This is a genomic window from Methylophilus sp. 'Pure River', assembly GCF_046765995.1.
Classification (GTDB): Bacteria; Pseudomonadota; Gammaproteobacteria; order Burkholderiales; family Methylophilaceae; genus Methylophilus.
This window is the reverse complement of sequence record NZ_JBKOUE010000001.1, coordinates 49,005-60,945: the sequence shown is the minus strand read 5'-3', so window position 1 is coordinate 60,945 and position 11,941 is coordinate 49,005. Positions and strand designations below refer to the sequence as shown.

At 52.9% G+C, this 11,941-nt stretch carries 10 protein-coding genes; 5 read left to right on the top strand and 5 right to left on the bottom strand.

What is annotated here, in order from left to right:
- Window positions 1-11: 11 nt before the first annotated feature.
- Window positions 12-950, bottom strand: coding sequence for a LysR family transcriptional regulator (locus tag ACIDE9_RS00300; RefSeq protein WP_194753036.1), 939 nt, complete (start codon window positions 948-950; stop codon window positions 12-14).
- Window positions 951-1,100: 150 nt separating this feature from the next.
- Between ACIDE9_RS00300 and ACIDE9_RS00295 the strand changes: the two genes are divergently transcribed.
- The 3 genes from ACIDE9_RS00295 to ACIDE9_RS00285 are packed head-to-tail and all read left to right on the top strand — an operon-like array spanning window position 1,101 to window position 3,613.
- Window positions 1,101-1,853, top strand: a complete 753-nt coding sequence (locus tag ACIDE9_RS00295) for an electron transfer flavoprotein subunit beta/FixA family protein (protein ID WP_411991901.1) — start codon at window positions 1,101-1,103, stop codon at window positions 1,851-1,853.
- Window positions 1,850-2,779, top strand: coding sequence for an FAD-binding protein (locus tag ACIDE9_RS00290; protein WP_411991899.1), 930 nt, complete (start codon window positions 1,850-1,852; stop codon window positions 2,777-2,779). The genes ACIDE9_RS00295 and ACIDE9_RS00290 overlap by 4 nt, the downstream gene beginning before the upstream one ends.
- A gap of 51 nt (window positions 2,780-2,830) precedes the next feature.
- Complete coding sequence (locus ACIDE9_RS00285) at window positions 2,831-3,613, top strand: ferredoxin--NADP reductase (RefSeq protein ID WP_019881630.1); 783 nt, start codon at window positions 2,831-2,833, stop codon at window positions 3,611-3,613.
- A 46-nt stretch (window positions 3,614-3,659) separates the two neighbouring features.
- On the opposite strand, the gene ACIDE9_RS00280 is transcribed toward ACIDE9_RS00285, so the two are convergent.
- Window positions 3,660-5,081: a DHA2 family efflux MFS transporter permease subunit gene (locus tag ACIDE9_RS00280; protein WP_411991896.1), complete on the bottom strand. Its 1,422-nt coding sequence runs from the start codon at window positions 5,079-5,081 to the stop codon at window positions 3,660-3,662.
- A 255-nt stretch (window positions 5,082-5,336) separates the two neighbouring features.
- Between ACIDE9_RS00280 and ACIDE9_RS00275 the strand changes: the two genes are divergently transcribed.
- A complete protein-coding gene (locus ACIDE9_RS00275; RefSeq protein ID WP_411991894.1) occupies window positions 5,337-5,987 on the top strand; it encodes a hypothetical protein in 651 nt (216 codons plus the stop codon).
- A gap of 27 nt (window positions 5,988-6,014) precedes the next feature.
- Entirely contained in the window at window positions 6,015-6,569 is a 555-nt protein-coding gene (locus ACIDE9_RS00270; protein ID WP_411991892.1) for an outer membrane protein, read from the top strand.
- Between the two features lie 75 nt (window positions 6,570-6,644).
- On the opposite strand, the gene ACIDE9_RS00265 is transcribed toward ACIDE9_RS00270, so the two are convergent.
- Genes ACIDE9_RS00265 through ACIDE9_RS00255 form a run of 3 tightly spaced genes read right to left on the bottom strand, consistent with a single transcriptional unit; the run spans window position 6,645 to window position 11,828 of the window.
- Entirely contained in the window at window positions 6,645-7,436 is a 792-nt protein-coding gene (locus ACIDE9_RS00265; RefSeq protein WP_411991890.1) for an SDR family NAD(P)-dependent oxidoreductase, read from the bottom strand.
- Between the two features lie 32 nt (window positions 7,437-7,468).
- On the bottom strand, window positions 7,469-8,401 hold the full coding sequence (locus ACIDE9_RS00260; protein ID WP_411991888.1) for a response regulator: 933 nt from the start codon (window positions 8,399-8,401) through the stop codon (window positions 7,469-7,471).
- The gene (locus ACIDE9_RS00255; RefSeq protein WP_411991886.1) at window positions 8,388-11,828 is read right to left on the bottom strand and encodes an ATP-binding protein; all 3,441 of its coding nucleotides are present in this window, start codon (window positions 11,826-11,828) and stop codon (window positions 8,388-8,390) included. Before ACIDE9_RS00255 ends, ACIDE9_RS00260 begins: the two co-directional genes overlap by 14 nt.
- Window positions 11,829-11,941: the final 113 nt, after the last annotated feature.

Below are 11,941 nucleotides of genomic sequence, written 5' to 3'. Positions count from 1 at the left end.
TTCCTCCTCCGTCAGGCAATCGCCGGAATATCGATCAGGTCGCTACGCGTTGCCCCTTGGGTAAACGCCTGGCAAAACGCCAGAAACTGACGGATGCCACCGGTCTGGTATTTCTGCCTGTGCCATAAAAAATAAAAATTGCGGTGAAACTGCAAACTGTGGTTCTCAATCGGCACCAGGCTACCGCGCCTGAATGCGTCCTTGAGCGCCAGCCTTGAAATGCAGCCGATGCCGAGTCCGGACTCCACTGCGCGTTTAATCGCTTCGGTGTGCTCCAGCTCCAGCGTAATATTGAGCCGCGAATAATCCTGCTTGAACGCGCGGTCAAACGTCTCGCGCGTGCCAGAACCCTTTTCACGGACGATCCACGGTTGCAGCAATAAATCTGACTTGTGGATGGTTTTACCGGTTTGCGCAATCTGCGCCAGCGGATGCGTGGGCGCCGCAAAAATCACCAGTTCGTCGGCAATCCAGGGCGCAACAGCAATATCCGGGTGGTTACACTCACCCTCAATCATACCTAAATCCAGGGTATGATTTGCAATCTGCTCGACAATGGTGCGCGTGTTTTGCACCTGCAACTGGATGTGGCTTTGTGGATATTGTTGCAGAAATTTGGCCACCAGCAAGGTCACCAGGTAATTACCCACGGTCAGCGTCGCCCCAATCTTAAGGTTGCCATAGCCTTGCTGGCCTTGCAGCATGCGCTCGATTTCACGCGCCCGGTCGAGTAATTCCACGGCTTTTGGCAACAATTGTTGCCCGGCCTCATTAATACGTAATGACTTGCCGACACGGTCAAATAACTGGATATCAAATTGCTTTTCCAGCTCAATGAGGGCCGTACTGGCGGCAGATTGTGACAAGGCGAGTTGGTCACAGGCGCGCGACACACTGCCAGCGCGACTGATCGCGACAAAAATCTCCAGCTGTCTGAGTGTGTACTTCATTGCAGGGTAAGGGATTGCGCGACATTTGCGCCGCGTCAAAATCAATCTACAAAATAGATATATAATATTATAATAATCAATTTAATAAATATTACAAGCTAGCTTAAAATGCTCGGTTACGAGTAAAACCCCAACAAAGGCAAACGTTTTATGAAAGCACTGGTAGCGATCAAACGGGTCGTTGATTATAACATCCAAGTCCGCGTCAAAGCGGATGGCTCAAATGTGGATATTGATGGCGTCAAAATGGGCGTCAATCCGTTTGATGAAAACGCGATTGAAGAGGCGATCCGCCTCAAGGAAAAAGGCATTGTGACTGAAATTGTTGCCGTAACCATTGGTGGCGCTGCCAACCAGGACATCCTGCGCCATGCCTTGGCCATGGGCGCTGACCGTGCCATGTTGATTGAAACGTCAGACACTTTGCACTCATTAGGCGTCGCCAAGGTATTAAAAGCCGTGGTTGAGCGCGAGCAACCACAGTTGATCTTGCTGGGCAAACAGGCGATTGACGATGATGCAGGCCAAACCGGCCAAATGCTGGCAGCGCTACTGAAACTGCCTCAGGCGACCTACGCTTCGCAAATCACGATTGAAGGCAACCAGGCCACCGTCGTCCGCGAAATTGATGGCGGCACAGAAACATTGGCCGTTAGCCTGCCCGCCGTGATTACTGCTGACCTGCGCTTGAACGAACCACGCTACGTCAAACTGCCTAACCTGATGATGGCCAGAAAGAAACCCCTGGAAAATGTGCCACTGGATTCCCTGAACGTCTCCCTCACGCACAATGTGCAACAGCTCAAAGTGGCTGCACCGCCAGAGCGCCCTGCCGGCATCATGGTGAAAGACGTGAATGAGTTATTGAGCAAACTGCGTGCGCACGAAGGGATCATTGCATGAGAACACTGATTATTGCCGAACACAACGGCCAGCATTTGAATGAGCAGGTCGCGCGTGCCGTGACGGCTGCCCAACAATGGCAACAACCGGTTGACGTGCTGATTGCCGCCGCACAGCCAGATGCATTGGCTGCACAAGCCGCTGCCTTGCAAGGTGTGAGCAGCGTATTGGTCGCCAGCGACGCAGCATTGCACCACCCTACCGCAGAACACCTGGCTGACATTATTGTGCCACTGGCTACCAATTACAATGTCGTGCTGGCCGCGCACAGCGCTTTCAGCAAAAACGTGTTGCCACGTGTAGCCGCCCTATTGGACGTCAACATGCTGTCAGATGTGTTGGAAATTGTGAATGCCAATACTTATGTGCGTGGCATTTACGCAGGTAACGTACTGGCCACCGTGCAGAGCAGCGATGCGACACAAGTATTAACGGTACGCGGCAGCAAATTTGCAGCCGCTGCTGTGGGTGCGACTGCCGAAGTGAAAACGATCACTGTGCCAGCAGCCCCACAAGGCAGCCGCTGGGTAGCCGAGGCGTTTAACAAATCCGAGCGTCCAGCACTGACCGCCGCTAAAGTGGTGGTTTCCGGTGGCCGCGCACTGGGCAGTGCTGATGCATTTGCTCAAGTCATTGCGCCATTGGCAGACAAACTGCATGCCGCGATTGGCGCCAGCCGTGCTGCGGTAGACGCAGGCTATGCGCCTAACGACCTGCAAGTGGGCCAGACTGGCGTGGTGGTTGCGCCTGAGCTATATATCGCTGTTGGTATTTCCGGTGCCATCCAGCATGCTTACGGCATGAAAGATAGCAAGGTCGTTGTGGCCATTAACCAGGACCCGGAAGCGCAGATTTTCAAGATTGCAGACTATGGTCTGGTGGCTGATTTGTTTGAAGCCGTGCCACAATTGACAGCTGCGCTATAATTAACCCTTTAAATTCAACCCCTTTGCCTAGTCGCGAGTAAAAGATAAGACATGAGTAATAAAAAATATTCCACCGAAACGATTTTGAGCGTTCATCACTGGAACGACACCTTATTCAGCTTTAAGGCCACTCGCGACCCAGGTCTGCGTTTTGAAAATGGCCAGTTTGTGATGATTGGTATGGAAGTTGACGGTCTACCTTTGACCCGCGCTTACAGTATCGCCAGCCCAAACTATGAAGAGCATCTGGAGTTTTTCAGCATTAAAGTGCCTAACGGCCCGCTGACTTCACGCCTGCAACACTTGAAAGTGGGCGACCCATTGCTGGTCAGCCGCAAGCCGACCGGCACCTTGGTCACACATGACTTGAAACCAGGTAAGAATCTGTACTTCTTCTCGACTGGTACCGGCTTGGCCCCATTTATGAGCCTGATCCAGGACATCGAAGTGTATGACCGTTTTGAAAAAGTCATCCTGATTCACGGCGTACGCTACGTCAACGAGCTGGCCTACGAAGAGTTCATCACTAAAGATTTACCAAATAACGAATTCTTTGGTGAAGAAGTGCGTAACAAACTGATTTACTACCCAACCGTGACGCGTGAGCCGTTCAGAAACCAGGGCCGCCTGACTGACCTGGTGGAAAGTGGCAAACTGTTCGAAGATATTGGCTTGCCGCCATTGAACCCAGAAACAGACCGCGCCATGATTTGCGGTAGCCCAGCCATGTTGGTGGATACAGCGGCGATGCTGGATAAACGCGGCTTCAAGGTTTCACCACGCATTGGTGAACTGGGTGACTACGTGATTGAAAAAGCGTTTGTAGAGAAGTAATCTCTTCAAGACTGGCTGTGATTGCAAGATCACAGCCATTTTTTCACTATTCGCGTTTTGCGTCCTTCATTCCTAGTGCTGCTATGATTGCCAGCGCAAACACCGCCGATAACAGCAAAAAGCCTTGTGCATAGGCTTCAAAAATCCCTGGCGTCACCATGCCAAACACACGTTCGCGCCACTCCATAAACACCGCCATCATGGTCACACCGACCACGCCGCCCAACTGCCTGGCGTAACTCACCACGACAGAAGACTGGCCTAACTGATGCGGCTCCATTTCATGCAAGGTCGCCAGATTGAGTGCAGGTAAGATCAGGCCCAGGCCAATGCGGCCAACCACTGTTGCGGCCACAATATCCCAGTACTGCACCTGCCTGGCCGCCATCGCGAATACCAGGAACGAAGCACCGAACACCATTAGACCAGCCAGCGTGATGCGCTTAGGCGAGAAACGGTCTGCCATGCGTCCGGCAAACGGAATCGTCAGCACTAGGGCCAATCCGGAAGGCAGCAATAACAAACCCGCATCTGTGGCTGAATAAGCCATGGCGTTTTGCAGAAAGACTGGAATCAGGTAAGTCGACGCATACAAGCCAAAGCCATAAGCAAATGCCACCAAGGTGCCCCGGCTAAACGTCGGCCGGTTAAACAAATGCAATTGGATAATGGCGTGCGGCAATTGATGGGCATGACGCAGGTAGCAGATCATGGACACCACAGTCAGCGTTGCCTGCCCCCAGGTCCAGGTGGATGCCAGCCCGCTATGGTGCAAACTGGAGACAAATTCGACCAGGCCGATGGTGGCGGCCGACAGCCAGCCCAGGCCTGGCCAGTCAAACGGCTTGATGGGATTATTGCGCGGCGCTGGCAGCCAGCGCCAGGCACACAATAGTGCAATCAACGCAAACGGCACGCCAAGCAGAAAAATGGCATGCCAGCCAAACTGGTCGAGCAGCCAGCCGCTGATAGATGGCGCAATCGCGGGCGTAAAGGCAATGCCCACAATCAAAATACCCGAAGCACGGCCCTGGATATTGGGCGGAAATAATCGCATCAGCGCCATCACCCCCAACGGCTGTAACACCCCCGCCGCCAGGCCTTGCAGCAAGCGCGCAATCACAACCTCTACAAATGAGTGCGCATAAAAACCACCGACGCTGGCAGCAATCAGCAGCCACAACGTAGTGATAAATACGCGACGCAGACCGAAACGCTCCAGCCACCAGGCCGCAGGCAGCATGCCTATGGTCATGGCCGCCAGAAATGCCGTCATCGCCCACTGTACGTGGTCTTGCCCCAGGTGAAAGGTATGTGTCAGCGCGGGCACTGCCACATTAAAGCTGGAGGTACACAACACCCCTGCGATGGTGCCGACGCCGATAATAATCAGCACCATCCATTTATAACGGTCACCATAGCGCTGCGACAGCGCCTCAAACGAAAGAACTTGTGTATTAGCGTGCATGATGACTCACGATTTCTTGATGGATTATTTTTATCTGCTATCACGCTGACCATAGCATGCATTTTTTGCAGAGTCACCTGCTGAGACTGTGCAAAAAAAGCAGGGTTCATCTCGCCCCTCAACCCCAGCACCCTTCAGTGCTACAAAAAATCAAGCGCAAGCCTATGATTTATTTAAACAATATTCCATCCCACACACACCATGCAGACTGGCACTCTTATTGCAAAAAAGAACTTATTTGAACTGGGAGCCATTGTGAAACGTTTAATCATATACACCTGCCTGGCCTTGCTGACGCGCGCCGCTTTTGCTGATGAAGCCCTGGATAACGAACTTGCCAGCCTGCAACATGCCTGGGCAAAAGCCACCTACCAAACCAGCAAAGACCAGCAAGAAGCAGCGTTTAAAACCCTGACTGAACAGGCGCACCAGCTAACGGCGAAAAACCCTGAAGCGAACGAAGCGCAGATCTGGGAAGCCATCGTCCTCAGTGGTTACGCCAAAAGCATGGGGCCTTTACATCCGGTCAATGCCCTGAAAGCCGCCGAGCAGGCACGCGACTTATTACTCGCCAGCATCAAAACCAATCCACAGGCACTCAATGGTTCCGCCTACACCACACTTGGGTCATTGTACTTTCGCGTACCAGGCTGGCCGATTGGTTTTGGCGACAAGAAAAAAGGCCGTGAATATCTGGAAAAAGCCCTGCAACTTAATCCGGCAGGCATAGACAGTAACTATTTCTACGCAGACTACCTACGCGCCCAGGGCGATTACAGCCAGGCCGTGACGTATTACCAAAAAGCCTTGCAGGCACCTGCCCGCCCTGGCCGAGAAGATGCAGATGCTGGCCGCAGACAGGATATCGAAGAAGGCCTGAAACTGGCACAGGCCAAACTTAAATAAAATTGATCAATATCCATTGGAGTCATCATGATGCGTAAACACGCCCTCTTATTTTTAATCAGCAGCCTGACCTTAGCGACACCTTTCTGTGCCAGCGCAGAAGGCTTTTATGCCAGCGCGAATCTGGGGATGGGCATGCCCAATTTAAAAACACCGAATGGTGTAGACAAAGACAGCCAGGCGGTGGCCGGGGTGGTCGCTGGCTATCAATTCAACCCGTATTTTGCTGTCGAAGGCCAATATACCGGCATCGGCAAAGTCACCGACAATGTGCATGGCAGCGTCAAGGCAGATGCACTCAGCTTGACTGCCGTCGGCATATTGCCCCTCAACGATGCTTTTGATGTGTATGGAAAATTAGGCGTTGCCGCCACCAGCAGCAAAGTGTCAGGCATCAGTGCTTATGACGATGCGACACACATGGGTGCCACCTATGGCCTGGGTGCGGAGTACCATTTTGACAAAGCGATTTCGATGCGCGTGGGCTGGGATCACTATCGCGCCGAGGTCGATGTTAATGGCGGTGGCAGTAAATCTTTTGATTCCAACGTGACGACGGTAGGCGTTGTTTACCACTTTTAGGTATCTGGTGTTTTCCTCTCTCAACAGCAGATACCGGCCTGTCGGGGATTGATCGCCCTGACAGGCCGTTTCTCTTTAAAAAGCGCTTTTTATCACGCCGCCATCCACCCGCAAGGCCGCGCCATTGGTGGCCGAAGATAAAGGGCTGGCGATATAAGTCACCAGGCTGGCCACCTCTTCGGTGGTTGCAAAGCGTTTAATCAGCGAAGTTGGCCGCACCTGCGCAAAGAATTCCTTTTCGAAACTTTCTACTGACTTCTGCTCCGCTTGCGCCATCGCCTCCACAAAGTCACCCACACCTCTGGAACGGGTGGGGCCGGGCAAAATGCTGTTGACCGTAATTTGTGTACCCGCCAGCGACTCTGCTAGGCCGCGCGCCACAGCGATCTGCGCCGACTTGGTCATGCCGTAGTGAATCATTTCCGGCGGAATCTGCACACCGCTCTCACTGGAAATAAATACAATCCGGCCCCAGTCCTGCTGTTTCATATAGGGCAGATACAACCTGGACAGGCGCACACCACTCAATACATTGACCTCAAAGAAGCGTAGCCAGTCTTCGTCAGGAATGTCCTCAAACGCCTTAGGCTCAAAAATGCCAAGATTGTTTACCAGAATATCCACTTCCGCATGCGCCTCAAACAGGGCTTGTGCCACGGCTGCCTGACTCAAATCCCCGGCAAAGCCCCGTATTTGGCCACCCGTTTGCCGGGTCAATGCATCGACGACCTGTGTCACCGAAGCCTGCGAGCGGCCGTTGATAATCACCTGCGCGCCTTCCTGCGCCAGTTGCGTGGCAATTGCCAGGCCGATACCCGCCGTTGACCCTGAAATGAGCGCTTTCTTGCCTGCCAGTTGTAGGTCCATGGAGATTCCTTTTAGTGGTGAAGTTGATTCGTCTAGAACTTGATTTTTGAAGCCACTAGTGAGGCAGCAGCCGTCCTGGTTTCTACACCCAGCTTCTGGAACACATGCTCCAGGTGTTTGTTAATGGTACGCGGACTGGTGCCCAGAATCTCGCCCACATCCTTGTTGGTTTTGCCTTTGACCGTCCAATACAATACTTCTGACTCGCGCTTGGTCAGTTGGAACAACTTACCCAGCGACTCAATTTGTGCTTCGTCTGAATGCTCACGCAACACCACCACCCATTGCTCCTCACTGGTATTGGCCACCGTCAGGCTCAGACGCGCATTGCCCTGATTCACACTGAGTGTTTGCATGGACTGTCCGCTAGAGAATTGCTGGATGGAGCTTTCCAACCACTGGTAAATCATGGGCGGCAAAGTTTGCACGGCGCTATAGGATTCTCTGGCTGCCCACTCGGCAAAATACTGTTCCAGGTATTGCTTGGCCAGCGGCGTTTGCCATACCAGGCGTTTATCCGTAGGCAAAATCGCAATCGTGGCCTGGCCAAAGGCATCCAGTGCAGAAGTGGCCTGGTGCATTTTGGTGGCATTCTGCACATGGGCTTTCAGGCGTGCCAGCACTTCTGCCGGGCGCACTGGCTTGGTCACATAGTCCACACCACCGGCATCAAACGCCATGGTGACATGTTCAATCTCAGTCAGGCCGGTCATAAAAATCACCGGGATATGCTGGGTTTCTGCCGCAGCCTTAATGCGTCGGCAAGTAGCAAAACCGTCCAGACCGGGCATCATGGCATCCATTAAGATCACATGCGGCTGCATCAGATGCGCCACTTGCAACGCCATCTCACCGGAGTTGGCCACATAGACCTGGTAGCCGGACTCATCCAGTGCATCATGCAGATAGGCCAGGTTTTCTGGCACATCATCCACAATTAACACGGTATGGCTATGGCTGGTCATTTTTGGTGTACTCCTCAATCAAGCGTTGCAGTTTAGCAAAATCAAAGCGTTCCATGGACTGCTGCAAGGCGTTAATAAATGTTTGATGTTGTGCATGCTCTCTGTTCAGGGTGGCTAATACTTCGCGTACCCCTTTGACGTACCCCATACGGGCGAACTGTGCCATATTTTCCAGCAAGATCGCCGGGATAGGGTCAACATCACTCGCAGGCTCAGCTGACTCCAGGGCAAGCGCCGACTGAGCTGCAGCGCTATCTACATAACGCCAGGTCAGGCCGAGCTGATTGCCTATCCAGTCCAGCACCTCGTCCAGGTTAACCGGTTTGACAAAAAAGTCTTGTGCCGGAATCTTGGCCTGGTTGTCCAGGCTGCGGTCGTAGGCATTGGCAGAGATAATCGCTATCGGCAGTTTGGATTGATGCACCTGGCGGATGATATAAGCCGCCTCCCAGCCATCCATCACCGGCATGGCCAAATCCATCAGGATCAAGTCCGCATGCACCATCTGGTACTGGTTCACGCAAGCCTGGCCGTTACCTGCTTCATGCACAATAAAGCCCAGCGGCTGCAAGGCATCACGCAATAACTCACGGTCGACCTCTTCATTATCCACCACCAGCACAGTCTTGATCGGCCCTTCGTAACCAATACGCTGCCGCACGGCTTTTTTCGATAAATGTGCCGTTTCGCGAATCTGCGGCAAAAATAGGCGAATCTCAAAACGCGTGCCACGTCCCAGCACGCTGTCAAACTGCATTTCGCCGCCCATGAGTTGCGTCAACAGCTTGCTGATAGTTAAGCCTAAACCAGTGCCACCAATCCCGACGACATCGGCCGCACTGCCACGCTCAAACGGCTCAAAAATCTTCTCTACCTCATTTGGTGCAATACCGGGACCAGTATCCTCAATATCAATTTGGGCAATTTCCCGCGCGTAACTGACACGGAAGGTCACGCTACCCTTGGTGGTAAACTTGACCGCATTACCCAGGATATTGACCAGAATCTGCATGAGTCGCTTGTGGTCAGCACGCACATACTCCGGCAAGTTGCCGGACTGCTCAAAATAAAATGCCAGGCCTTTGTTTTGCGCCTGGATTTCAAACATGCTCACCATCTGGCTGATAAATTCCGGGAAATGCAGCGGCTTGACGTCAAAGGTCATTTTGCCGCTTTCAATCCGCGCGATATCCAGCGTGCTTTCAATCAATGACAGCAAGTGTTCGCCGCCACGGCTGATGGTTTTAATCGCCTGTTTGCGGTGCTCAGGGATGCTGTCGTCATTGGTCAGCAGTTGCGCATAACCCAGGATACTGTTGAGCGGTGTACGTAACTCATGGCTGATGCCGGTGATGTAGCGGCTCTTGGCCTGGTTCGCCTCTTCAGCCAGACGGCGTGCTTTTTGCAACTGCGTATCGGTTTTTTTGTGTGACTCAATTTCTTCCAGCAACAGGCCGGTTTGCCGGTTAGACTCTTCTTGTGCCACCCGTCGGCTGGCCGAAGTCAGTACCAGCCACCAGGCCACAATCCCGCCCAAAAACAGCAAAGCGACAAACACCTTTAAATAACCAGAACGGAAATGCTGCATCAGCCCGGGATACTCACGGCCAACAGTCAGGGCATCATGCAGGTAAATCAGGCCGATCGTGGCGCCAAACAAAATCATCGCGATCAGCATGAGCAATAAGAAATGCGCCACCCCGCCATTGAGATGTGGCCACAAGCGCTGTGGCAAAAACTTTCTGTTCAGCGCTTCCCACTGCGCACTCAGCCGCGCCTGCGGTTTGCAGGCGTCATGGCAACGCGCATCCAGGCAGCAGCACAAGGAGCAGATTGCACCGCCATAAGCGGGGCAATGCGCCATGTCGTTCACCTCATACTCGCGCTCACAAATCACGCATTGCTTGGTGGTAGACGGCTGCAAATAAGTGGGGCGCTGCCTGGCCAGGTAATACTTCCCTTTGGTATACCAGGCGATCAGCGGCGACATGAGCAAGGCCGTAAACAGCGAAATAAACGTCGAAAATGATTGCGCCAGCACGCCCATGATGCCGGTATAGGCCGCAATTGAAATTGCCGAGGCAATAAACATGGCGCCTACACCCACCGGATTGATGTCGTATAAATAAGCACGGCGGAACTCAATGCCTTTGGGGCTTAAACCCAGTGGCTTATTGATCACCAGGTCGGCCACCACCGCGGCAATCCAGGCAATGGCGATATTGGCGTACAAACCCAGGATTTCTTCCAGCGCCTGGAATACATTGAGCTCCATCAGCACAATAGCAATCATGACGTTGAACGCCACCCACACAATACGTCCCGGATGGCTATGTGTGAGGCGGGCGAAAAAATTAGACCAGGCCAGCGAGCCTGCGTAGGCATTGGTCATATTGACCTTGATTTGCGACACACAGACAAACAGCGCCGTCACCGCCAGTGCCACTTGGTGGTTACTGAATACGTGCTCAAAACCGACCCAGTACATATGCGTAGGGTTGACCGCTGAGCTCAATGGCATATCGCGGTTAAATACCAGGTAAGCCAGCAAGGCACCCGCCAGCATTTTGAGCATACCCAGAATCACCCAGCCCGGCCCGGCCATCAGCACACCCAGGTTCCAGCGCCAGTAATTCTCCTTGTTACGCATGGGCATAAAGCGCAAAAAGTCGACCTGCTCGCCGATCTGTGGAATCAGTGCCACACCCACCGCCGTCGCCGTGCCAAACATGACCCAGTTAAAATGACCACCATCGGTAGACACACCAGCAAAGGTACTCAAGCGATGCAATACATCCGGATCCATCTGGATAATCGCAAAAAACGGTAGGAACATCAGCGCGATCCAGATCGGCTGCGTAATCATCTGGATACGGCTAATCAAGGTCACACCATGCGTGACCAGCGGAATGACAATCAGCGCACTGACCAGGTAGCCGAGATAGAGCGGCAAATGAAAATACAACTCCAGCGCATAGCCCATAATCGCCGCTTCGAGCGAAAACAGGATAAAGGTGAATGAAGCGTAAATAAACGAGGAAATGGTCGAACCGATATAGCCAAAGCCCGCGCCACGCGTCAGCAAGTCCATATCCAGGCCATATTTGGCGGCGTAGTAGCTGATGGGCAAACCGGTCAAAAAGATAATCAGGCCGACGGCCAGAATCGCCCACAAGGCATTGGGGAACCCATAATTGATGGTAATCGTGCCCCCAATCGCCTCCAGCACCAGGAAAGAAATCGCCCCCAGCGCCGTATTCGAGACACGCAAAATCGACCACTTACGGAAAGCCCGTGGGGTATAGCGCAGCGCGTAATCTTCTATGGTTTCGTTGGCGACCCAATTGTTATAGTCGCGACGAATCTTGACGATACGCTGTATCGGCTCGGCATGCGGTGCCTGTGATAGCTCGGAAGGGTTAGACAATCAACAATCCTTAAAAAGACGGGACCGTAAGAGGAAAATAAGCGCCCCAGCTTATGCTAGAGCGTGAGATGAAATCAATCACTACGTTAATTGACGTAGCATAGCTAAAGCAT

Bases quoted from the DNA above. Each gene is read 5' to 3' on its own strand.
- ACIDE9_RS00265 (WP_411991890.1), bottom strand. From the start codon at position 7,436: ATGGACCTACAACTGGCAGGCAAGAAAGCGCTCATTTCAGGGTCAACG.
- ACIDE9_RS00300 (WP_194753036.1), bottom strand. From the start codon at position 950: ATGAAGTACACACTCAGACAGCTGGAGATTTTTGTCGCGATCAGTCGC.
- ACIDE9_RS00295 (WP_411991901.1), top strand. From the start codon at position 1,101: ATGAAAGCACTGGTAGCGATCAAACGGGTCGTTGATTATAACATCCAA.
- ACIDE9_RS00260 (WP_411991888.1), bottom strand. From the start codon at position 8,401: ATGACCAGCCATAGCCATACCGTGTTAATTGTGGATGATGTGCCAGAA.
- ACIDE9_RS00285 (WP_019881630.1), top strand. From the start codon at position 2,831: ATGAGTAATAAAAAATATTCCACCGAAACGATTTTGAGCGTTCATCAC.
- ACIDE9_RS00290 (WP_411991899.1), top strand. From the start codon at position 1,850: ATGAGAACACTGATTATTGCCGAACACAACGGCCAGCATTTGAATGAG.
- ACIDE9_RS00280 (WP_411991896.1), bottom strand. From the start codon at position 5,081: ATGCACGCTAATACACAAGTTCTTTCGTTTGAGGCGCTGTCGCAGCGC.
- ACIDE9_RS00270 (WP_411991892.1), top strand. From the start codon at position 6,015: ATGATGCGTAAACACGCCCTCTTATTTTTAATCAGCAGCCTGACCTTA.